At 71.4% G+C, this 20,821-nt stretch carries 21 protein-coding genes and 1 pseudogene; 14 read left to right on the forward strand and 8 right to left on the reverse strand.

Features of this window, described 5'->3' with window-relative positions; all coding sequences use genetic code 11:
- Window positions 1-12: 12 nt before the first annotated feature.
- Both ACIBM5_RS18910 and hcaB read left to right on the forward strand, forming a co-directional pair.
- Window positions 13-333 (forward strand): annotated as a pseudogene (locus ACIBM5_RS18910) (bifunctional 3-phenylpropionate/cinnamic acid dioxygenase ferredoxin subunit); the annotation flags it as partial.
- Between the two features lie 115 nt (window positions 334-448).
- The gene (hcaB, locus tag ACIBM5_RS18915) at window positions 449-1,240 is read left to right on the forward strand and encodes a 3-(cis-5,6-dihydroxycyclohexa-1,3-dien-1-yl)propanoate dehydrogenase (protein ID WP_396007919.1); all 792 of its coding nucleotides are present in this window, start codon (window positions 449-451) and stop codon (window positions 1,238-1,240) included.
- Between the two features lie 457 nt (window positions 1,241-1,697).
- Here the strand turns inward: hcaB and ACIBM5_RS18920 are convergent, their stop codons facing one another.
- From ACIBM5_RS18920 to ACIBM5_RS18935, 4 genes are all read right to left on the reverse strand, one after another.
- The gene (locus ACIBM5_RS18920) at window positions 1,698-1,820 is read right to left on the reverse strand and encodes a hypothetical protein (protein ID WP_396007920.1); all 123 of its coding nucleotides are present in this window, start codon (window positions 1,818-1,820) and stop codon (window positions 1,698-1,700) included.
- Window positions 1,817-3,181, reverse strand: a complete 1,365-nt coding sequence (locus ACIBM5_RS18925; protein WP_396007921.1) for an NAD(P)/FAD-dependent oxidoreductase — start codon at window positions 3,179-3,181, stop codon at window positions 1,817-1,819. The genes ACIBM5_RS18920 and ACIBM5_RS18925 overlap by 4 nt, the downstream gene beginning before the upstream one ends.
- A 352-nt stretch (window positions 3,182-3,533) precedes the next feature.
- The gene (locus ACIBM5_RS18930; RefSeq protein WP_396007922.1) at window positions 3,534-4,058 is read right to left on the reverse strand and encodes a hypothetical protein; all 525 of its coding nucleotides are present in this window, start codon (window positions 4,056-4,058) and stop codon (window positions 3,534-3,536) included.
- Between the two features lie 11 nt (window positions 4,059-4,069).
- Window positions 4,070-4,888, reverse strand: a complete 819-nt coding sequence (locus ACIBM5_RS18935) for a hypothetical protein (RefSeq protein ID WP_396007923.1) — start codon at window positions 4,886-4,888, stop codon at window positions 4,070-4,072.
- A 285-nt stretch (window positions 4,889-5,173) separates the two neighbouring features.
- On the opposite strand from ACIBM5_RS18935, the gene ACIBM5_RS18940 reads away from it, so the two are divergent.
- Complete coding sequence (locus tag ACIBM5_RS18940) at window positions 5,174-6,136, forward strand: TAXI family TRAP transporter solute-binding subunit (RefSeq protein ID WP_396007924.1); 963 nt, start codon at window positions 5,174-5,176, stop codon at window positions 6,134-6,136.
- A gap of 74 nt (window positions 6,137-6,210) precedes the next feature.
- Here the strand turns inward: ACIBM5_RS18940 and ACIBM5_RS18945 are convergent, their stop codons facing one another.
- The gene (locus tag ACIBM5_RS18945) at window positions 6,211-7,023 is read right to left on the reverse strand and encodes an IclR family transcriptional regulator (RefSeq protein ID WP_396007925.1); all 813 of its coding nucleotides are present in this window, start codon (window positions 7,021-7,023) and stop codon (window positions 6,211-6,213) included.
- Between the two features lie 268 nt (window positions 7,024-7,291).
- On the opposite strand from ACIBM5_RS18945, the gene ACIBM5_RS18950 reads away from it, so the two are divergent.
- From ACIBM5_RS18950 to ACIBM5_RS18975, 6 genes are all read left to right on the forward strand, one after another.
- Window positions 7,292-8,314, forward strand: a complete 1,023-nt coding sequence (locus ACIBM5_RS18950) for an NAD(P)/FAD-dependent oxidoreductase (protein WP_396007926.1) — start codon at window positions 7,292-7,294, stop codon at window positions 8,312-8,314.
- A 101-nt stretch (window positions 8,315-8,415) separates the two neighbouring features.
- A complete protein-coding gene (locus tag ACIBM5_RS18955) occupies window positions 8,416-8,754 on the forward strand; it encodes an indolepyruvate ferredoxin oxidoreductase subunit alpha (RefSeq protein WP_396007927.1) in 339 nt (112 codons plus the stop codon).
- Between the two features lie 3 nt (window positions 8,755-8,757).
- Window positions 8,758-9,060, forward strand: a complete 303-nt coding sequence (locus ACIBM5_RS18960; protein ID WP_396007928.1) for a hypothetical protein — start codon at window positions 8,758-8,760, stop codon at window positions 9,058-9,060.
- The gene (locus ACIBM5_RS18965) at window positions 9,057-9,776 is read left to right on the forward strand and encodes a class II aldolase/adducin family protein (protein ID WP_396007929.1); all 720 of its coding nucleotides are present in this window, start codon (window positions 9,057-9,059) and stop codon (window positions 9,774-9,776) included. The genes ACIBM5_RS18960 and ACIBM5_RS18965 overlap by 4 nt, the downstream gene beginning before the upstream one ends.
- Window positions 9,777-9,814: 38 nt before the next feature.
- The gene (locus ACIBM5_RS18970; protein ID WP_396007930.1) at window positions 9,815-10,543 is read left to right on the forward strand and encodes a dienelactone hydrolase family protein; all 729 of its coding nucleotides are present in this window, start codon (window positions 9,815-9,817) and stop codon (window positions 10,541-10,543) included.
- A gap of 95 nt (window positions 10,544-10,638) precedes the next feature.
- Window positions 10,639-11,388, forward strand: a complete 750-nt coding sequence (locus ACIBM5_RS18975) for an IclR family transcriptional regulator (RefSeq protein ID WP_396007931.1) — start codon at window positions 10,639-10,641, stop codon at window positions 11,386-11,388.
- Here ACIBM5_RS18975 and ACIBM5_RS18980 read toward each other — a convergent pair.
- Window positions 11,336-12,124: an IclR family transcriptional regulator gene (locus tag ACIBM5_RS18980; RefSeq protein ID WP_396007932.1), complete on the reverse strand. Its 789-nt coding sequence runs from the start codon at window positions 12,122-12,124 to the stop codon at window positions 11,336-11,338. The two genes, ACIBM5_RS18975 and ACIBM5_RS18980, sit on opposite strands and share 53 nt — an antisense overlap.
- Window positions 12,125-12,219: 95 nt before the next feature.
- Between ACIBM5_RS18980 and ACIBM5_RS18985 the strand changes: the two genes are divergently transcribed.
- The 3 genes from ACIBM5_RS18985 to ACIBM5_RS18995 are packed head-to-tail and all read left to right on the forward strand — an operon-like array spanning window position 12,220 to window position 16,581.
- Window positions 12,220-13,761 carry an APC family permease gene (locus ACIBM5_RS18985; RefSeq protein WP_396007933.1) on the forward strand — a complete coding sequence of 514 codons (1,542 nt, stop codon included), beginning with the start codon at window positions 12,220-12,222 and terminating at the stop codon, window positions 13,759-13,761.
- A gap of 10 nt (window positions 13,762-13,771) precedes the next feature.
- Entirely contained in the window at window positions 13,772-15,238 is a 1,467-nt protein-coding gene (locus ACIBM5_RS18990) for a GMC family oxidoreductase (protein WP_396007934.1), read from the forward strand.
- The gene (locus tag ACIBM5_RS18995; RefSeq protein WP_396007935.1) at window positions 15,235-16,581 is read left to right on the forward strand and encodes an aldehyde dehydrogenase family protein; all 1,347 of its coding nucleotides are present in this window, start codon (window positions 15,235-15,237) and stop codon (window positions 16,579-16,581) included. Before ACIBM5_RS18990 ends, ACIBM5_RS18995 begins: the two co-directional genes overlap by 4 nt.
- Window positions 16,582-16,906: 325 nt before the next feature.
- Here the strand turns inward: ACIBM5_RS18995 and speB are convergent, their stop codons facing one another.
- Both speB and ACIBM5_RS19005 read right to left on the reverse strand, forming a co-directional pair.
- On the reverse strand, window positions 16,907-17,974 hold the full coding sequence (gene speB, locus ACIBM5_RS19000) for an agmatinase (protein WP_396007936.1): 1,068 nt from the start codon (window positions 17,972-17,974) through the stop codon (window positions 16,907-16,909).
- A 344-nt stretch (window positions 17,975-18,318) separates the two neighbouring features.
- Window positions 18,319-19,227, reverse strand: coding sequence for a LysR family transcriptional regulator (locus ACIBM5_RS19005; RefSeq protein ID WP_396007937.1), 909 nt, complete (start codon window positions 19,225-19,227; stop codon window positions 18,319-18,321).
- Between the two features lie 567 nt (window positions 19,228-19,794).
- Between ACIBM5_RS19005 and ACIBM5_RS19010 the strand changes: the two genes are divergently transcribed.
- On the forward strand, window positions 19,795-20,124 hold the full coding sequence (locus ACIBM5_RS19010) for a hypothetical protein (protein ID WP_396007938.1): 330 nt from the start codon (window positions 19,795-19,797) through the stop codon (window positions 20,122-20,124).
- Between the two features lie 26 nt (window positions 20,125-20,150).
- A partial coding sequence (locus ACIBM5_RS19015; RefSeq protein ID WP_396007939.1) for an IS630 family transposase occupies window positions 20,151-20,821 on the forward strand: 671 nt, incomplete at its 3' end.

Genomic DNA, 20,821 nt, shown 5'->3' on the forward strand with positions numbered 1-20,821 from the left:
CGGACTCTTCCTATGAGCGAATACATCCGGGAGCCGTGGATCCGAGCCGGTCGGGTCGACGAGATCCCCGAGGACCAGGCCCTGCGGCTGGAGACCACCCCGCCGGTGTCGGTGTTCCGGTCCGGCGGCGAGCTGTTCTGCGTCGACGACACCTGCACCCACGAGGACTTCTCCCTCGCGGACGGCTGGGTGGAGGACGGCGCGGTGGAATGCCCGCTGCACCTGGCCAAGTTCTGCCTGCGTACCGGCGCGGCGCTCGCCGCGCCCGCGTACCGTCCGCTGGCCACGCACGAGGTGCGGGTCGAGGGGACGGAGGTGTACGTGCGCATCGCGCGGGGCGACGACACCTCGAGCGAGCGGCGATGCCCGGGCACCATCGGCTCCGACGCCGGCGGCTCGCCCACGGTCGGTGCGGACACGGGCGGCCGGGACGCGGAAGGGGCCGGACATGGGGTGGCTTGAGGGTTCGTCGATCCTGGTCACCGGCGGCGGATCCGGCGTCGGTCGGGCCGTGGTCGAGCGCTTCGTCGCCGAAGGCGCACGGGTGGTCGTGCTGGACCGGTCCGCCGAACGACTGCACGAACTCACCACCGCGTTCGGCGATTCGATCCGCACCGTGGTCGGCGACGTGACCCGCTACGCGGACCACGAGCGCGCGTGCGCGTGCGCCGAGGAAGCGTTCGGCGGCCTGGACACCCTCGTCGGCAACGCCGGACTGTGGGACTTCGCCCGCTCGTTGACCGACACGCCCGCCGACGTCCTGGACGCCGGATTCGACGAGCTGTTCGCGGTCAACGTCAAGGGCTACCTGCTGGGCGCGAAGGCAGCGGTGCCACTGCTGCGCCGTTCGCGCGGCAGCATCGTGTTCACCCTGTCCAATGCCTCCTTCTACCCCGGACCAGGAGGCGGGCCCGTGTACACCGCGGCCAAGCACGCGGGGCTGGGCCTGGTGCGCCAGCTCGCCTACGAACTGGCTCCGGACATCCGGGTGAACGCGGTCGCCCCGGGCCCGATGGCGACCGGCCTCAGCGGTCCGAAGGCGATGGGACTGGCGGACACCACCATTGCCCGGGAGGTGCCCATCGACCGCATCGTGACCGAGCAGTCCGCGCTCGGCGTCGCGGTACGCGCCGAGGACGGCGTCGGCCCCTACGTGCTGCTCGCCGCGCGGGAGTCGGCGACCACGACCGGAGCCGTGATCGACATCAGCACCACCGGCATCCCGCGCCGGCACAGGTAGCCCGGAGCGCGGACCGGGCGAACCGCCACGGAGGAAGGAAACCGAACACGTCGACCAGCGTGCCGAACCGGCACGCTGGTCGACGCACGTGCGCGGTCGGTCGGCCCGAGGTCGGCCCCGCACGGGCGGTGACGTGAGTGTTCGGGCAACCGGGCAGGACGGGCCGCACCCACGTCCGGAATCGTGCTGCCCGATCCACGTATCGCCGATCGCCGCCCGTCCGTCGGTTCACCGGGTCCGCGGCGGTTCGGGGTGGCCTCGGGCTCCGGTCCGCCGAGCCGTCGGGTGGCCCGGCACGGTGCGGCCCGGAGGGCGGTGGCCGGGCGGTCCGCCGCGCGCCGTGCACGCGAAGGCCGCCCGACCGCGAATGTCTCGTCGCGGTCGGGCGGCCTTCGCCGGGCCCGGAGAGTGCGGCCGCAGCCGGTTCCCGGGGCGGTGTCGTGCGGTGGCGTGCCTGCTATGCCGTCGTGGCCGAGCGGGCGTCGACCGGGTCGAGGGCGACGTCGGCGATCAGGTCTTCCCGGCCGCCGACCGGGCCGCGCCGCCCCACTTCGACCGGCACGGCCGACTGCCCGGTCACGGTGCCTCCCTGCCGCTCGTGCCGACCGCGCGTGGGGATGGGGCCTCGGGGTGGGATCGAAGCCGAGCCGCCGATGGGCCCGGTGCCGCGGCGGTCCTGGCCAGGGCCCGCAGATCGGTCGTGGGGGATGCCAGCGCGGCGGCGTGCACCGGCACCCGGCGCTCGATGAGCGTGCGTGCGGCGCGCAGTTCGCGTGCACGGTCCAGGCCGGCGGCGGCGACCGGGATGCCGTCGCGGGTCCAGAAGCCGAGGAAACCGCCGTCGGCCGGCTCGCCTGCCTCGGCCGGGTCCACCGGGTCCACCGCGTTCGCGGTTTCGGTGCGTAGGACGAACTCGTCGCCGGGGGCCGGGCGTCCGTACATCTGTAGCGTCCGGCCGTACTGTTCGGAGTAGAAGTAGGGCAGTGCGGTGTGGCTTTCCGGGATGCCCGCGAGCACGGCGCCGGCGACCGCGCCCTGCTGCACGGCGTTGTCCCAGTGTTCGATCCGGCCTCGGGTGGGCAGGTGCGGATGCGGCTGGTTGGTGGCGTCGCCGGCGGCGAGGATCCACGGCACGCTGGTGCGGCAGTGCCGATCGACGACGATGCCGTCGTCGCACAACACCCCGGCGGCCTCGGCGAGCGCGGTGTCGGGGCGTACCCCAACACCGACCACCACGGTCGCGGCGGGCAACAGTCGTCCGTCGGTGAGGCGGACCCCGGTGACGTGGGTCTCGCCGGTGAACGCGGTCACCGACACCCCGGTCCGCAGCCGTACTCCGGCCCGTTCGTGCAGCGCGGTCATCCGCGTGGCCAACACCGGGCCGAGGGGCCCCTCCAGCGGCCGGGCGCCCATCTCGACCACGGTGACGTCCAGGCCGGCCTCGCGGGCGACCGCGGCGACCTCCAGACCGATGAAGCCGCCACCCACCACGACCACCGGCCCGCCCGCGCGCAGCCGGGCGGCGAGCGCCCGGGCGTCGCGGACGTCGCGCAGGGTCAGCACGCCGGCCAGTTCGGCGCCGGGTACCGGCAGGGTGCGCGGGAGCATGCCGGTGGCGAGCAGGACTCGATCGGCGTACAGGGTCTGCCCGTCGTCCAGTTCGACGGCCCGGCGTTCGGGGTCCAGGGACAGGACGCGGGTGGCGGGCAGCAGGGTGATGCGCTGCTCGGCGTATGCCTGCCGGGGCAGGATCGCATGCAGGAACGCGTGTTCGCCGCCGGCCAGTGCCTTCGACAACGGTGGTCGCTCGTACGGGAGTTCGCCGCCCGCCTCGACGACGGTGACGCGCCCGGCGAAGCCGTGCCGGCGCAGTGCGAGTGCGGCGGAGATGCCGGCCGCGCTCCCTCCGACGATGACATGGTGGTGCGTCTCGTCGCCCATGTGTGTCTCCGTTCTCCCCGTCCCCCACGGGACGGAAGGCCGCAAGGCTACGAACGGACCGGCCCGCGCACGGCTGACCGTTCCGGCGACCGGGACACAGCCTTGGGCCGGCGAAGTCGCGTGTGACGGCCACGGCGTCGGCGCCGGCGATCGCCCGGGACGGTGCGGGCCGTGACGAACAGGCTCGCGTCGGCGGGCGAGTGCGTCCCGGGGTCGGTCCCCGCGAGGAAGCGAGGTCGTACGCGATCGCGCGCGAGTGGGTCGGGCATTCGGCGATGCCATTGCTCAAGCCGGGCGGCGCCGTCCCGTTCGGGAACACGCGTGCGTGACGGCGCCGCCCACCGGTCGGGGGTCAGGCCGGGGTCGGAACGGCCCAGGGGAAGGGGGTGAGGTCGAGTTCGGGGTGCACGGTGGAGCACGTGTCGCAGGTGCGGGCGTCCTCGTCGGCGGTGAAGCGGGCGCACGCGGTGGCGTAGAAGTGCGACATGGGTGTGTCGTTGTCGTGTGGCCATTCGTAGCGGTGCAGTTCCCGGTCGCAGCCCGGGCAGTACCAGGCCGCTCCCAGGCGTCCCGCACGCAGCGGCAGGTAGCGGATGGTTGCGCCCGCGGCGCGAGGGACGATCCGGTGCGGGGTGCCGGCCGGTACGTAGACGTGGTCGCCCACGCTCATCCGGAACCGGTTGACCGAGCTTTCCCGCAGGAGCACGTCGGCGGCGCCGGACATCTGGGCGAGCACCGTGTCCTTTTGGCAGATCAGGTGGAACGGTTGCGGCACTCGGTTGTGCGACAGGTGTAGTTGTGGGTCGGTGTCGTCGGGCAGGACCGCGGCGTCGGCGTAGTCGCCGAGTTCGGGTGCGACCTCGAGGGCGTGAAGCATGCGTCGCCGGTTCACGGTCGGCCGACCTCCTGGGGCTGCGCAGGGGACTGTGACGCGGACGGCGCCCCGGACGGCGTAGGCATATTCGCCTCGGGGCCGGCCGCGGCTCGGCCGTCGCCGGCCGAACGCAGCGCGTGGTAGGCGGCGTTGGCGGCCCGGGTCTGCTCGACCTGTCGGGCCCAGCCCCACCGCGCGGCGGGGAAGCCGTCGTTGACGTGGCCGCACTGCGCGCAGACGCGGCCCGGTTCGGTGTTGCGCAGAGCCGCGAACTCGGCCGAGCCGACGGCGGTGGGGAACTGGTGTACGACGTCCTCCTCGCGGCCGTAGCGCTCGGTGTCGTAGCCGGGCAGGCCCACCGGCGTCGCGTCGTAGGCGTGCCGGACGGTCTCGGCCTTGCACTTTCGGCACCGGGCGATCATCGCCTCGGACTGGTCGCCCTCCTCGGACTGGTGCTGGGTGACCACCACGACGGCGTACGACGTCGGGTCCTTCTCGTCGCGCAGGAAGGAGTTCACGCCGTGCAGGTTCTGGGTCGCCATGATGTGGCCCGAGGACAACATCGACCCTTGTGAGCCGAAGCCCACGACCACTTCACTGACCGTGTTCCAGTGGAAGAAGTGGCCGTATTCCCGGTCGGGTCCGCCGATCATCACGCTGCCGCACGGGACGATCGCGCCCGCGTGGTCGTAGGGGAACAACGGCATCAGTTGGGACGCGGCCTTGGCCATGCGCTCGTAGACGTTGGCCTTCAGCGGCTCGAAGTCCGGATCCGGCGGGGGGATGTACCTGGTCTCCTCGACCGGGGCCGAGGCGTGTTCGACGACGCTCATCACAACTCCTTTGACAAGAATGTTGCACGATGCGGAACAGCGAGCCTGATTGTGGTACTTGAATTCGCTCGCCGGCAAGGCCGATTCGGCTGTGATTCGTGTGCTCCGCGGGATCGCGTCCGAGGGGTTCCGGGGTGGAGAGCAGAGTCCCGACGGGAAGTCCAGCCTTGTATCGGCCGAGGAATCAGCAGCATAGTACGGGTCAGTGTTCTGCACAGTGACACATGAATCCGGAAAGAGGATCGTATGCCGTCGAACTCGCGGACCCGGTCGGCGCCTTCCGAGGTGGGGGACGAACCGGCCCTGAACGAACCGGTCACCCTGCACCTGCGCGGCGACTGGGGGCAGGCCAACATGCACCGGATCTGCGGCTGGATCGCCCAGGAGATCGGCGACCGGGCACCTGCGGGCTCCCGTTTCGCCGTCTGGTCCGGCCGCGGCGGCGCGGACGCGATCACCGCGCTGCGCGAGCGCGAGGCGGACATCGCCATCATCACGCCCACCGCCGCGGTGCGGATGCTCGCCCGGACGGGCGGGCTGGACGGGCTCCGCAGTCTGGGAGTGATCGGCCAGTGGGACCGTCTGGTGGTCGCGGTGGACGCCGGGCTGCCGGTGCACAGCGTTGCGGAACTCGCGGAGTTCACCGGCAAATTGACCGTGGCGACATCACCCGACGACGGGGTCAACCTGGTCGGGTTGGCCGCGCACAAGGCGCTCGCCGTGGCCGGCGTGGATGTGCGAAGGCTCGACTTCGTCTACGACGAGCGGCCGTTCCCGTGCATCGAACGATTTGCCGACGCGCACGCGGACGTGCTCGTGCACGAGGCGGTCATGACGCCCCGATGGCAACACATCGATCGGCTGCGGCCGGTGAAGTACCTGCCGTGGGGCGACGAGGTGGTGCGGGCCTTCGCGGCCGAGGGCTGGGGTGCGGCGGTGGTGCCCGCCGGATTCCTCCCCGGGCTGACCGAGGACCTGCACACGCTGGACTTCTCCGACTTCGTGGTGCTGTGCCGCGAGGATCTCCCGGAGGAGGTCGCCTACCTCGCCACGTGGTGCATGGTGCGCACCCGGCGGGCGCTGGAGGCGCAGTACGCCCACCTCCCGGCCGATCGTTCGCCGGTGACGTATCCGCTCGTGCCCGCGGACATGGCCCGCACGCCGATCGCACTGCACCCCGCGGCGGCGCGCGCGTACACGGATCTGGGCGCCGACGACGCGCCCGACGATCCGCTCATGTGGGGCTGAACCCCCGCGCACTCGTCGCGACCACCGTGACCGGACCCCGCGTCGTCGGTCCGGTCACGGGCCCCGAACAGGGATCAGCCGATTCGTCCGCCGAGTTCGGCGGCCGCGTGCCGGGCCGCCCGCGCGGTGTCGCCCATCCACTCCCGGCCCGCCCGGGAACCGGGTGCGGTCACCGTGATCGCGGCCCGGGCCCGACCCCGCTTGTCCCGGACGACCACGGCGACGGCGCACACGTCGTCCTCGCTCTCGCCGTCGTTGGTCGCGTACCCGCGCTCGCGGACCCGGTCCAGATGGGCACGGAGCCGGTCGAGCGAATCGAGGGTGTTCGGGGTGGGCGTGTCCAGCGGATCCGACGGGTAGAGCGCGGCCACCGCCTCGGCGGGCAGTTCCGCCAACAGCACCTTGCCCGCCGCGGTGGCGTGTGCGGGCAACGTCCAGCCGATCCGACCACCGGTGCGCAACGTCTGGGTGCTTTCCACGCTGTCCAGGAAGAGCACCTCGGTGCCGCGCAGATGGGCGAGGTGGACCGTTTCGCCGGTCTCGTCGCGCAGTCGGACCAGGGTGCCGTGGGCGAGTGTGCGGATGTCGATGTTGTGTACCACCGAGAGGCCGATGTCGATCAGCGCGGGACCGGCCCGGTAGGCGCGAGAGAGGGTGTCCTGTTCGACGAAGCCGTGGTGGGCGAGCGTGGCCAGCATGCGGTGCACCGTGGAACGGGACAGTCCCATGTCCCGCGCGACCTGGTTGACCCGGAGCATCTCGCTGTCCTCGAACATGCGCAGCAGGCGCAGCACGTTGTCGACGGCGCCGATGAGTCCGGCCGGGCGTTCCGCCCGGGCTGCTTCCTTCTTGGTCGCTTCCTCGCGATGACCGCTGTCTTCTTCCACGCGGTGCACAGTAGCGCAGCGATTTCAACCCCCGTTCGGTCTCGCTCGATTCCAACCGGGCACTCCGTCCGGGCTGCTTCCTTCCCGGTCGCTTCCGTGCGACCACCGCCGTCCCGGGCAGCCGGCGGCGCACTGTGACGCAGCGATTCCAACCCTTGCCCCTGTTCCGCACAATGGTGCATCCTGTGGATCACTGTTCCGTATGATGCGTCATCCGATATTGACGCGGAGGAGCCCCAATGCCCACTCGGCCCTCGGGGAGCTGACCATGTACCCACCCGTCCCGCGGACGCCGCCCGAAGCGACACAGGTCACGGATCTGCTGATCGTCGGAGCCGGCCCGGCCGGACTCTTCGCGTGCCACTACGCGGGGATGCGCGATCTGGACGTGACCCTGCTCGACTCGCTGCCCCACCTCGGCGGTCAGGTCGCGGCGCTGTACCCGGACAAGGAGATCTTCGATCTGGCCGGCTTCCCGGCAGTGCAGGGACGGGAGTTGGTGGCGCGGCTGACCGAACAGGCGCTGACCGCCGAGCCCTCGATCCTGCTCGGCGACGGCGCGGCCGAACTGCGCCACGAGACCGACGCGGTGGTGGTCACGACGACCGGCGGCCGACGGATCCACGCCGGCGCGGTGCTGATCACCGCCGGCATCGGCCGCTTCACCCCCCGACCGCTGCCCGCCCTCGAGGGCTTTCGCGGGTCCGGCGTGCACCACGTGGTCTCCGCGCCGCACGAGTACGCCGGTCACGACGTGGTCGTCGTCGGTGGCGGCGACAGCGCCGTCGACTGGGCCAACACCCTCGCCCCGCACGCCCGCACGGTCACCCTCGTGCACCGCCGGGCCCGGTTCCGCGCGCACGAGCACGCGGTCGCCCGGCTGCTGGACTCGCCGGTACGGGTGCACACCGACAGCGAGATCGCCCAGGTGCACGGCGACCGGGCGATCCACGCGGTGACCGTGCGCCACTGCGATGACGACCGACTCGAACGGTGCGCCGCAGACGTGCTGATCCCGGCCCTGGGACACGTCGCCTCGCTCGGCCCGCTCACCGGGTGGGGTCTGCGGATCGACCGGCAACAGATCGGTGTGGACACCGACATGTCCACCGGCATCGACCGGGTCTACGCCGCCGGGGACATCACCACCTATCCCGGAAAGGTGCGGCTGATGGCGGTGGGCTTCGGTGAGGCCGCGACCGCCGTCAACAACATCGCGGTACGGATCCGCCCCGACGAGGACCTGTTCCCGGGTCACTCCAGCGACCGCGTCCCCGCGCACGCGCGCTGACGCTGCCGCAGCCCCGAGCCGGAGGTTCCGGGTGCTCGGAGGTTTTCGAAATTCCGATGTCCCGCAGCCGGATGTCACCGAACCCGAAGAGAGGAGACGGCATGACGTATGTGATCAACGAGAGGTGCATCGGCGAGCTCGACGGGTCGTGTGTCGACGTGTGCCCCGTGGACTGCATCTACGAGGGCCTGACCAAGCGCTACATCAACCCCGTCGAGTGCATCGAGTGCGGTGCCTGCCTGCCGGAATGTCCGGTGGACGCGATCGTCGCCCCGGCCGGCGGTCCCGACCCCGCGTGGGTCGCCGACAACGCCGCGTTCTTCGCCCTGCCGCTGCCCGGCAGGAGCACCCCGCTCGAGAATCCCGGCGGGGCCTACGGGACCGGGGCGATCGGGGTCGACACCCCCCTCGTCGCCGGTTGGACCAAGGAGTCGAAGTAGCCCATGCAGCACATTCCACTCCTCGTCGTCGGCGGTGGCATCGGGGGCACGGCCGCCGGCCCGGTCCGGCACCCGGCCGAGCAGGTCGGTGACATCGACGATGCGTTCGCCGGGTATCGGGCCGAACGCATCCCCCGGACCGCGCTCGTCCGGCACGTCGCCCGCGGATGGGGGCAGGCCCGGCACGACGACGGCGAGGTCGTTCCCGCCCTGCGCGACCGCGTGTTCGCCCGCCGTGCCACCGACGACCACACCGACCCGGACCGGCTCTACCGGCCGGTCGCCTCCGGAACGGAACAAGCGTGAACGACAGGATCGACGAGACGGTACGGGCGAGCCGCGCGCTCGCCGCCGCCGGACTGACCGACATGGTCTGGGGCCACGCCGCCGTGCGCGACGACGCCGGCCGAGGCGTGTGGATGAAGGCCGCGGGCTGGGGCTTCGAGGAGATCGACGCCGACCGCGTCCTGCTGGTGGACCGCGCGGGCGACGTACGCCACGGGAGCGGCGGACGGCACATCGAATTCCCCATCCACACCGAGATCATGGCCGCGCGACCGGACGTGGGCTGTGTGGTGCACACGCACGCCCCCGCGCTGGCCGCGTTCGCCTCCCTGGACACCCCGCTCCGGCCGATCTCGCACGACGGTGTGCTCTTCTGCGACCCGCAACTCCCGCGCTTCACCGACACCGGCGCACTGATCTCGACCGCCGACCTGGGCGCGGCGCTCGCCACGACCCTCGGGGACGGCATCGCGTGTCTGATGCCCCAACACGGCGCGGTCACCGTCGGACCCGACGCGGCCACCGCGGTGATGTACGCGGTACTGCTGGAACGAGCCTGCCGCACCCAACTGATGGCGATGGCCGCCGGCGGCCCCAGGATCTGGTCCGACGACGCCGAGGCCGCCTTCAAACGCGACCAGGTCTGGAACCCCGCCCAGCGCGAGGCCGGTTGGAACTACCTCGAGCGCCTGGGCCGGAGCCGGGCATTGCCCCCTGGTCCCGACCGCCGGCCGTGACCGGTCCAATTCCACCTCGTAGCGAAGGAACTTCCCCGATGAGCGAGCAATGGATTACCGTCCCGACCGCCGACGGCCCGATGCGGGTGTTCACCGTGCGCCCCGATGCCGTGACCACCCATGCGGGGGCCGTCGTGGTGTTGCAGGAGGCGTTCGGGGTCAATGAACACATCCGTACGGTCGCCCGCCGGATCGCCGAGCGCGGATACCTCGCGGTGGCCCCCGACCTGTTCCACCGCACCGGCGTCGCCGAGCTGCCCTACGACCGGCACACCGACGCGATGGGGCTGATCGACGCGATCGACCCGGGCGCGGTCGCGGCGGACGTCGGCGCCCTCCTGGCCCATCTCGTGGAGAACGAGGAGGTGCCCGCGGCCCGTACCGCGATCGTCGGCTTCTGCTTCGGCGGTCGGGCCGCGTTCACCGCGGCCACGTGTTGCCCGGGACTGGCCGGTGTGGCGGTCTTCTACGGCCCCGGGATCGCCGCGGGACCGCACGCCGTGCTGGACCGGGCGGCGAAGATCGACGCGCCGCTGCTGCTGCACACCGGCGAGCAGGACCCGACCATCCCGGCCGAGCACGTGGCCGCGATCGACGCCGCACTGACCGGGGCCAAAGTGGCGTTCGAGCAGCACACCTACCCGGGTGTCGGACACGCCTTCGCGTGCGACGCCCGCCCGGACAAGTACGTCCCGGACGCGGCGACGACGGCGTGGACGCGCACGTACGACTTCCTGGCGCGGGTGCTGCCGAGCGGCGCGGGCTGAGTGATCGGCGGCCCCGGGAGTTCGCGGAAGTCGCACGCCGGCCCCCAAGGCGGCGGGTCCGGATGCCGCTGCCCGTGTGTCGATATCATCGCCGGGTGAACACCGGAGCCGTCAGGAGTCTGGGCCGTGGGCTCGACGTGCTGCTTGCCGTGGCCGCCGGCGGCGGTCCGGCGACGTCGACGGAGATCGCCGAGCGTCTCGGACGCAACCGGGTCCAGGTGTCCCGCACGCTGCACAGCCTGGAGGCGGCCCGTGTGCTCACCCGGGATCCCGACACGCTCGCCTATTCACTGAGTTGGCAGCTGTACAGCCGGGCGACGCGCGCGGTCAGGGCGCGCCTGCTCACCGAGGGGCCGCCGATCCTGCGGGCGGCGGTGGAGGCGACCGGGGCGAGTGCGTTCCTGGCCGAGGTGCGCGGGGACGGCTCGGTGGCCTTTCTCGAGGACGTGCCGTCGGGCCTGTCGTGGGTGGGCCGTTCGTATCCGCTGTACTGCGACGACGCGGGCCAGGCGCTGCTGTGGGACTGCGGCCGCGAGGAGCTGGAGATCGTGTTCGCCGACACCGAGTTCATCGCCTACGGACCCGCCGCACCGAGCGGAGTGGCCGAGTTCGAGGCACGGTTGATCGCGGCTCGCGAGCGTGGCTACGCGGTCGTGGACGGGGAGTCGGAGCCGGGCGTGTTCGCCGTCGCCGCGCCGGTGCGGGACTTCTCCGGCGAGGTCGTCTGCGCGCTGCACACACAAGGACCCTCGACGCGGCTGGCCCCGCTGGCGGATCGGCACGGTGCGGTGATCAGGGATCTGGCCGATCGGCTCTCCACCCTGCTCGGCCGGCCGCGGCCCTGACCTCCAGTGCGGCGACCGCCGCCTTCACCGACGCCGCGATCTCGGTCGACCGGTCGGCCAGCCTGAATCGCGGAACGGCCAGACTCAGCGCGGCCACGATGGCTCCGGATTCGTCCCGTACGGGTGCCGAGAAGTCCACCACGTCGTGCTCGAATTCGCGGTCCGCGACAACGATTCCCGCCGCGCGGGCGGTCGTGTTGTAGGCGGCCAGCGTGGCGATGTCGCGGGCCGCCCGCGGCCCGCCGCCGACGAATTCGACGGCACCGAGCAACGCGGCGAGTTCCTGCTCGGAGTGATCGAGCAGCAGTGCCCGCCCGGGCCCGGTACACCAGATCGGTGTCAGGGCGCCGGGCGCGGCCGCCACGTACGACGACCAGTGGCTGAGCTGGCTCTCCACCGTGAGCACCATGCCCTGTGACGGCACCGCGAGCCAGGCCGGTTCGTGCCAGCGCGCCACCAGGCCGCGCAGCGGCGGTCGGGCGGCGACCAACAGGTGCGTGTCGGCCGCCGCTCGAGCCAGCGCGAAGAAGCCGGGACCGATGCGCCAGCCGCGTCCTTGCTCGTCGCGCTCGACGAGGTCCAACGCGGCCAGGTCCTTGAGCATGCGGGACGCCTGGGCCGCGTCCACGCCGATCAGTTCGGCGAGTCGGACATTGCCCTGGTAGCCGGCCGAGCCCAGTTCCGCGGCGAGGACCGCGTGCAGGAGGGCGAGGCCCTTGTCGAAGGTCGTGGTCACCACACCACCCTAGCGCGATCAATTTACGCATGGGTCATTGACGATTATGAACGCGACTCTCCATGATTGCGGCACCCCACCACGAAGGAGGCCGCATGACGACGGCCGACCCACCCCACACGCGCCGCGCACTGCGGCGCTTCCACGTGCTGGCCATGCTGCTGTGCGCGATCGTCGGCCTGGACACCCTGGGCTCGGTGGCCGCGAACGGCCCCGAGGGACTGACCTGGCTGGCCATCCTCGGGCTGTTGTTCTTCGCGCCCTACGGGCTCCTGATCGCCGAACTCGGGGCGACCTTCCCGGACGAAGGCGGACCCTACGTCTGGACCAAACTGGCCTTCGGCCGCTTCACCGCGGGCCTCAACCAGGTCTTCTACTGGATCTCCAACCCGGTCTGGATCGGCGGCTCGCTGTGCGTGACGGCCATCGCCACGTTCGAGAGCTTCTTCCACCCGCTGCCGGGCGCCTGGCAATACCTGGCGGGAGCGGTCTTCGTCGGGTCGGCCGGTCTCGCCGTCCACGCGTCCGTCGTGGTCGGCCGCCGGCTGCTCGTGGCCGGAGCGATCGCCAGGATCGTGCTCCTCGGCTTCTTCGTCGTCTCACTGACCGTCTTCGCGCTCCGCAACGGCGTCCAGCCGCTGTCGCCCGGCGACTACACCCCCACCTATCTGGGCCTGGTCGCGCTCGCCCCGGTCATCGCCTTCAACTACATGGGTTTCGAGGTGCCCAGCGCGGCCGCCGGCGAGATGGCCGACCCCAAACGGGACGTGCCCGCGGCGCTGTTGCGCGGCGGCCTGCTCTCCCTGTTGCTGTACGGGATCCCGATCCTGGGCACGCTGCTGGTGCTGCCCCGCGAGCAACTCGGCTCCCTGACCGGATTCATCGACGCCTGCCGCGCGGTCTTCACCGTGTACGGCGGTCACGTCACCCCCGACGGCACGGTCGTACTCACCGGCGCCGGAGCCGCACTCGCCAAAGTGGCGGCGGCGGGCCTGATCGTCGGCCTGCTCACCAGCGGCACCGCGTGGGCCATGGGTCTGAGCCGGGCCCAGGCGGTGGCCTGCGCCGACGGCGCCGGACCACAGTGGCTGGGCACGATCTCCCCCCGACACGGCACTCCCACGCGCGTCAATCTGCTGTCCACCGCGATCGCCGCCGTCGTGATGCTCGCCGCGCTCGGCCTGAGCGACGGCGACGCGCAGAAGTACTTCACCGCCGGCATCGGCCTGGCGATCTCGGCAACCGCGATCTCCTACCTGCTGACGTTCTCCTCCTTCCTGATGCTGCGCCGCAAGTACCCCGACGTGCACCGCCCCTACCGGATACCGGGCGGCCGCCCGGGGGCGTGGACGGTCACCGTCCTGACCGTCGGCACGATGCTGTTCACCGTGGTCGCCCTGGTCTGGCCGGGACTGGGCGTCGGGTGGTTCGGCACCTCGGGCGACGCGGCCGACTACCTGCCCGCCGGCTTCGAGGGGCACCGAGCGGCCTACACCGCCACGCAACTCGTCCCGATCGCGCTGATCGTCGGCCTCGGCTGCCTTCTTCATGCCCTCGGCACACGCCATCGCCGCGCCCTGGCCTCGGCGTTCCCGCCTTCGTGCACTTCCCCCGCCACAACCGCCCCCTCCGGCTGAGGAGCCATCGTTGAAATTCCCCGACCACGCCGAGATCATCGTCCTGGGCGGCGGTACGGCGGGCTGCGTCGTCGCCGCCCGGCTCGCCCGCCGGCATCGGGTCCTCGTCCTGGAGGCGGGCCCCGACTACGGGCCCGACCGCGCCTCCTGGCCTGCCGACCTGCTGGACGCCACCACCCTGCCGACCTCGCACGACTGGGGTTATCGCGGAACTCGCCACGTCTACGAGCGCTGCCGCGCGATCGGGGGCTGCTCCACCCACAACGGCTGCACGCAAAGCAGCGGATGGGCCGGCGACTACGACGCGTGGGCGGCAGCCGGCTCTCCCGGCTGGGACTCGGCCACACTGCGACCGTTGTTCGACCAGGCGTCCGCGGCCATGCGGTTGCGGGCCTACCGCGAAGACGAGATCCAACCGTTCCAGCAACACTTCATCGCCGCGGGCGCGGGGCTGGGCCTGCCCGTCCGCAACGACTTCGACGACCTCGCCGGCGGGCTCGGCATCGGCTGCGCGCCGGTCAACATCACCCCCGACGGGGTGCGCGTCAACACGGCCTTCGCCTACCTCGACCCCGTTCGCGCACAGGGCAACCTCACCGTGCTCGGCGGCGTGCACGTCAATCGGATCGTGCTGGACAACGGCCGGGCGGTGGCGGTGGACGTGCTCGCCGACGACCGCCGGCACCGGATCCGCGCCGACCTCGTGGTGCTGAGCGCCGGCGCCTACGGCAGCCCCGAAGTACTGCTGCGCTCCGGCATCGGTCCGGCCGCCCACCTCGCCGAGGTCGGCGTCGACGTGCTGCACGATCTCCCGGGAGTGGGGGAGAACCTGCACGATCATCCGTCCGTCCAGCTGGAGTTCGCCGCCTCCGCGGAACTCGCCGCGGACCTGGCCGACTTCGCCCGGGCCCGCATGCTGCCCGACGAACAGGCCCTGGCCAAACTCCGCTCGCCCCACGCCGGAGACGCCCCCTACGACCTGCACGTCTACCCGTGGGTCGAGCGCGACACGACGACGCGGTACGGCTGGCGCTGCATCGTGCCGGTCGCACTGCTGCGTCCCCGGGCCCGGGGCACGGTACGGCTGCGTTCCGCCGACCCGTACGCCCTCGCCCACGTCGACCACGCCTACCTCACCCACCCGGACGACCTCGAGGCCCTCGCCCACGGCCTGGGCTGGATACGGGAACTGGACCTGTCCCCCTACCTGGGACCGGCGCTGCTCACTCCCGAAGGCGACACCCACGCCTGGATCGAGGCGAACCACCAGCACTACTGGCATCCGGCGGGCAGTTGCCGAATGGGGCCGGCCGACGACCCGTCGGCCGTCGTCGACCACACCGGCAAGGTGCACGGCCTGGAGGGCCTCCATGTCGCCGACGCCTCCCTCTTCCCCGACATTCCCCGCAGTACCCCCGCCCTGCCGACCACGGTGGTCGGCGAACGGGTGGCCGCCTTCATCGAGGAGACCCTGTGACTCACCAGGACATCGTCGACCCGCGCACCGGCGAGGTCTACGACCGCGTTCCCCACGCCTCGTCCACGCAATTGCACGACGCGGTCCGCGCGGCCGCCACCGCCTTCGACGCCTGGCGGTCCGTCACCCCCGGGGAACGACAGGACGCGCTCCTGGCCCTGGCCGCCGCGATCGCCGAGCAGGCGCCGAGGCTGGCCGCAGCCGAGTGCCGCAACACGGGCAAGGACTACACCGAGGTGCTGGAGGCGGAGATCCCGGCCGCCGTCGACGTGCTTCGCTTCATGGCCGGCGCGGCGCGCGGCGTCCACGGGCCGACGGCCGGCGAGTACGTGCGCGGACACTCGTCGCTCGTGACCCGCGAACCGGTGGGAGTCTGCGCCCTGATCACGCCGTGGAACCACCCGCTGGGATCGGCGGTCGACAAGCTCGCGCCGGCACTGGCGGCGGGAAACACCGTCGTGCTCAAGCCTGCGGAAACCACCCCGATGAGCGCCCTCGTCCTCGGCGAGATCTGCGACCGAGTGCTGCCGCCCGGCGTCGTCAACGTCGTCTGCGGTGATCGCGACACCGGCCGAGCCCTGGTCGTCAACCCGTTCACCGCCCTGGTCTCCCTCACCGGAAGCACCCGTGCGGGCGCCGAGGTCACCACCGCGGCCGGACTCGCCGGCATCAAACGGCTGCACCTGGAACTGGGCGGTGACGCACCCGCGATCGTGCTCGCCGACGCCGACCCGGCCGAGGCGGCGGACGGCATCGTGGAAGCCGCCTTCTACAACGCGGGTCAGGACTGCACCGCCGCATGCCGAGTACTGGTCGCCGCCGAGGTCCACGATCGACTGGTCGCGATGCTGGCCGAACGCGCGGCCCGGACCGCGGTCGGCCCGCTGAACAACCGGACCCACCTGTCCCGAGTGAGCGCCTACCTCGAGGGCCTGCCCGAGCACGCCACCGTCGTCACCGGCGGCACACCCGCCCCCGGGCCCGGTTTCTTCTTCGAACCGACCGTGGTGACCGGTGTACGCCAGGACGACGCCATCGTGCAGGACGAGGTGTTCGGCCCGGTTCTCACCGTCCAGCCCTTCACCGACGAAGACGACGCGATCCGGCTGGCCAACGACGTGCCTTTCGGTCTGGCGGCATCCGTGTGGAGCCGCGGCGCGGGGACAGGCGAGCGACTGGCCCGGCGCATCGACGCGGGCACCGTGTGGATCAACTGCCACGGCGTGTACGCGACCGAGATGCCACACGGTGGCTTCAAGCACTCCGGGTACGGAAAGGACCTGTCGGTCTACGCGCTGGACTCCTACTCCCGGATCAAGCACGTGATGAGCAAGACCACCTGACGCCCCCGACCGGGCCCACCGAGTGGTTCCCGACTCACGGCGACCGGCGACCGGCGGGCGCGACCGCGGGCCGCGCTGCGCCGATCGCCGTGAGCGGGGCCGGGGGCCGTCAGGGTGGCCGGGGTCGTCGGGGTGGCCGCGGCCGACAGGGTGGCCGGGGTCGTCAGGGTGGCCGCGGCCGACAGTATGGCTGACACGGCGAGGGTGTTCCCCCCCGGGACGTCGTCCCGAAGAGGACCGGCAGGAAGACCATGCCCGGCTATTCCTTCGGGTGCGCGGCGACGACCGAGCCGGGGCCGGTCGCGCGGGGGGCTCGCCCGCCGGTTCATCCCTGCGGTGCTTCGCGGTGCCGGCGGTTCGAGTCGCGGTGGAGGGTGTCGTATTGCTCGAGGAGGGGTCGGCCACGGTCCCACGACGCCAAGTGGCCGTTCTTCTCGGCCTGTCGGCGGGCGATGCCGGACAGTGCTTCGAGGGCGATGCGGCTGCCGAGCATCGCGGTGATGTCGGCGTGGTCGTGGTCGGGGGCGACCTCGACGACCTCGACGCCGACGATGGGCAGTTCGTAGGCCAGGCGGCGCACCGCGTCCAGGAGTTGGCGGGACGTCAGGCCTCCGGGCTCCGGGGTCCCGGTTCCGGGGGCCATACCGGGGTCGACGACATCGACGTCCACCGAGAGATGGACGCCGTCGCAGTCGTCCAGTGCCGTGCGTGACGCCTCGGCAAGGCAGGCCTCCAGGCCACGTTCCACGATCTCGGTCATCTCGTACGAGCGCATGCCCTGTCCGGCCATCCATTCCAGAGTCTCGGGGCCGGGCCAGTAGCCGCGCAGGCCCAGTTGCAGGAAACGGTCGCCGCGGGCCGCGCCCGATTCGAGGAGGCGGCGCATCGGCTGGCCGTGGGCGACGAGGGAACCGTGGCAGTTGTCGCCGGTGTCGGCGTGGGCGTCGAAGTGGACGACCGAGACCCGGCCCCATCCGATCGCGCGGGCGATGCCGGTGACGTTGGGGAGGGCTATCGAGTGGTCGCCGCCGAGTACGAGGGGAATCCTGCCGGCGGCCGAGACGGTGTTCACCGCCTGTTCCAACGCGGCGTGTGCCTCTTGCGCGTTGCCGCTGAACATCATGACGTCGCCGGCGTCCTTGACGCGCAGGTCGAGAAGTCCGTCCACGCCCAGCGCGAGGGAGGGCCGGCTGCCCTCGTGTTCGAGGTAGCAGGCCTGCCGGATGGCCTTGGGCCCGAACCGGGCGCCCGAGCGGTACGAGGTTCCGCCGTCGTAGGGCGCGCCGAGGATGACCACCTGGGCGTCATCCCACGTCGAGTGTTCGTCCAGGTCGCACGGCGGGACGCCCAGGAATGTGACGTCGGGGCCGTACATTGCGCCGTAGCGGGTCATGGGGGAAGTCCTTTGCATCGTGCGGAACGGGCCGCCGGGCCGACTTGTCGCGGTGTGGCGCGATGCGGGCGCTCGGTGAGCAGGGTCCGGTGCTCGGCGAACGATCCGCCTGCCGTGGCGGCTGCACCGGACCCACCCACATCACGTTTCGCCGGGTCTGCCCGGCCGCCTCCGCGCACGCCCATCGCGCAGGCTCAAATCCTCACAGCCTTGCGGCTGGTACAGGTATGGACGAGCTTTCGACGACGCTCCATATGGTCTATGGAAGCTGCGCGACGCCGGCCCGAGTAACGCGCGAGGCCTGCCCGGGTGTTGGGCGACGCACGCAGGGTGGGGCGATTCCGTCAGGGCATTTTCCGGACTGCCGCCGCGCGGTGCAGTTCCTCTCGCAACCGACGCACCAGGGCCGGCTGGGTGCCTTGAGGGGCGAGAAACCGGACGCTGCGCGAGCCCAGGACCTGTACGGCAGGGCGAGCGACGACGTCGTACCCCGCCTCCAAAGCGAGTTCGGGTACGAGCGCGACGGCGGTGCCGGCTGCGACGAAGCCGTGGACCACACCGTAGTCGTCGGTCCTGAGCACGGTCCGGGGTCGGAACCCCAGGGACTGGCAGGTCGCGAAAAGAGTCTGGTCGCTGGGGTCGTACGAGCCGCGAGAGACGATCCACCCGTCGTCGGCCAGCAGTTCGATGTCCACCGGACCCGCCGCCCGGGCCTGGGGGTGCGATGCGGGGAGCAGCACCCGGTACGGATCGTCGAACAAGGTCTCGGCCCGCATGTCCGCGCCGTATCGTGCCCCGGCTCCACCGACGTCGTAGATCACGGCGCAGTGCAGCGATCCGGCTCGTACACGTGCGACCAGATCGAGTGGCTCGGCCTCGATCAACTCGATCCGCACGTCCGAACCGATCGCGGCGTCCCGCACGGCCTGGGGGAGCAAGCGCGAGGCCGCGGAGTGGAAGGCACCGATGCGCAGCGTCGACACGCCGTGCTTCGCCCGAGCCTCGACATCCGCCTCGACCGCGTCGATCCGGTCGAGCACGGCGCCCGCATGCTCCAGGACCATCGTGCCGACATCGGTCAGGACCGCCCCGGTGGGACCGCGCTCCACCAGCTTGACCCCCAAGTGCGCCTCCAGCGCCGCGAGATGGTAGCTGATGGTCGGCTGTCCGTAGTGCAGCTCACGGGCTGCGCCGGCCAACGAACCACTCGAGGCAACGGCGCGGAGCACCTGGAATTGGCGAAGATCGAGCATCCATACATGCTATGTATCCCGGCCGAGCAGCCACCTCGCCCCGTCACCTCCGTCCGTGCCCGACACCAAGGCGCCGCAGTACGTGACCACCCTGCGGAGCGACACGCCCGTGACGGCCGCTCGATGTCCCGCGCCGGTCCCGGCCGGCGCGTTCACCGCACCATGCGGCTGCGTCGTCGGCGGTCCGTGTGGGCGTGTGGTGGCCGTTGCGTGTCGACGTCCGAACCGGATCCGGCGAGTGGGCCGGGCCGCACTTCCGTATCCGGGCATGTAGATCAGGATGGCCGGGATCTACAGGCCCAATCTCGCGGTGAACGCCGAGAAAGTGGGTCCTACGACCCGCCACCGGCACGGATGGGGGTTCGTCCAGAAGTCACTGCCGACAACGCGGGGATCCGACGGATCGGTCCGGTAGTCGAGTGCCAGGGCGACGTCGTCACCAGGGTTGCGATTGACGCGCGCAGGCCGCGCCCTTCTGGAATCCCGTCGCCGCGGATCCGCGGCCACGAGAAGATCACGACAGCAGGAGCAGGAGCAGGAGCAGGAGCAGGACGGAGCGGAGCCCAGGTGACTGGCCAGACAGCGAAGATCGCATCGCTTTGTGAGTGCGGCAGCGCGGCGGTGCGGCAGGTGAACCAGTTCATCGACAACGGTGAGCTGTGGTGGGATACCGAGTTCTCTTGCGACGGCTGCGGCACCTATCTGTGTGAAGATTCCGGGCGGGGGACGGCTCCTGATGATGTGCGGGAGGCCCTGCTTGCGGTGCATGGCCCAGCCAGACTGCGGTTGGTCCATCCGGTGCCAAGCCTTCTCCCGGCTCTGAAGGTTTTCCGTGAGGTCTCGGCCGTGTCGTTGTCGCAGGCCATGGGTTGTCGTCGGGCGGTTCTAGTGTCCTGAGTCGCAATTTCGCATAGAGTTCTGGGATGACACGTCCTGGACCGAAGCTTGCGCCGTTGGACCTGACCGCCGGGGAGCGGGCGGAGTTGGAGCGGTGGGTTCGGCGGCGAAAGGGTGCTCAGGACATGGCTGTTCGGGCGCGGTTGATCCTGGCGTGCGAGGCGGTCGGCGAGGACGGATTCCCGGTGTCCACGAAGACGGTCGCCGAGGCGTTGGGCCTTTCGCGGGAGACGGTGTCGAAGTGGCGGAGGCGGTTCCTGGCGGATCGGGTCGCGGGCCTGTCGGACGAGCCCCGTCCGGGTCGTCCCCGCACGGTCCGCGACGAGCAGGTCGCCGACCTGATCGCGCGGACCCTGGAGACGAAACCGGCGAACGCCACCCACTGGTCGACGCGATCGATGGCCGCCCGCACGGGCCTGTCCCAGTCGACGGTCTCGCGCGTCTGGCGGGCGTTCGGGCTGCAACCGCACCGATCGGGGACGTTCAAGCTCTCGACGGACCCGTTCTTCGTCGACAAGGTGCACGACGTGGTGGGGTTGTATCTCGACCCGCCCGAGCGGGCGTTGGTGCTGTGTGTCGACGAGAAGTCGCAGATCCAGGCGCTGGACCGATCCCAGCCGGTCCTGCCGATGATGCCCGGGGTGCCCGAGCGCCGCAGTCACGACTACGTGCGCTCGGGCACCACCACGCTGTTCGC

The sequence above is a fragment of the Embleya sp. NPDC050493 genome (assembly GCF_044458105.1).
Lineage (GTDB): Bacteria > Actinomycetota > Actinomycetes > Streptomycetales > Streptomycetaceae > Embleya.

Coding starts and splice junctions, on each gene's coding strand:
- hcaB (WP_396007919.1), top strand. CDS start 449: ATGGGGTGGCTTGAGGGTTCGTCGATCCTGGTCACCGGCGGCGGATCC.
- ACIBM5_RS18925 (WP_396007921.1), bottom strand. CDS start 3,181: ATGGGCGACGAGACGCACCACCATGTCATCGTCGGAGGGAGCGCGGCC.
- ACIBM5_RS18930 (WP_396007922.1), bottom strand. CDS start 4,058: ATGCTTCACGCCCTCGAGGTCGCACCCGAACTCGGCGACTACGCCGAC.
- ACIBM5_RS18935 (WP_396007923.1), bottom strand. CDS start 4,888: ATGAGCGTCGTCGAACACGCCTCGGCCCCGGTCGAGGAGACCAGGTAC.
- ACIBM5_RS18950 (WP_396007926.1), top strand. CDS start 7,292: ATGTACCCACCCGTCCCGCGGACGCCGCCCGAAGCGACACAGGTCACG.
- ACIBM5_RS18955 (WP_396007927.1), top strand. CDS start 8,416: ATGACGTATGTGATCAACGAGAGGTGCATCGGCGAGCTCGACGGGTCG.
- ACIBM5_RS18960 (WP_396007928.1), top strand. CDS start 8,758: ATGCAGCACATTCCACTCCTCGTCGTCGGCGGTGGCATCGGGGGCACG.
- ACIBM5_RS18970 (WP_396007930.1), top strand. CDS start 9,815: ATGAGCGAGCAATGGATTACCGTCCCGACCGCCGACGGCCCGATGCGG.
- ACIBM5_RS18985 (WP_396007933.1), top strand. CDS start 12,220: ATGACGACGGCCGACCCACCCCACACGCGCCGCGCACTGCGGCGCTTC.
- speB (WP_396007936.1), bottom strand. CDS start 17,974: ATGACCCGCTACGGCGCAATGTACGGCCCCGACGTCACATTCCTGGGC.
- ACIBM5_RS19005 (WP_396007937.1), bottom strand. CDS start 19,227: ATGCTCGATCTTCGCCAATTCCAGGTGCTCCGCGCCGTTGCCTCGAGT.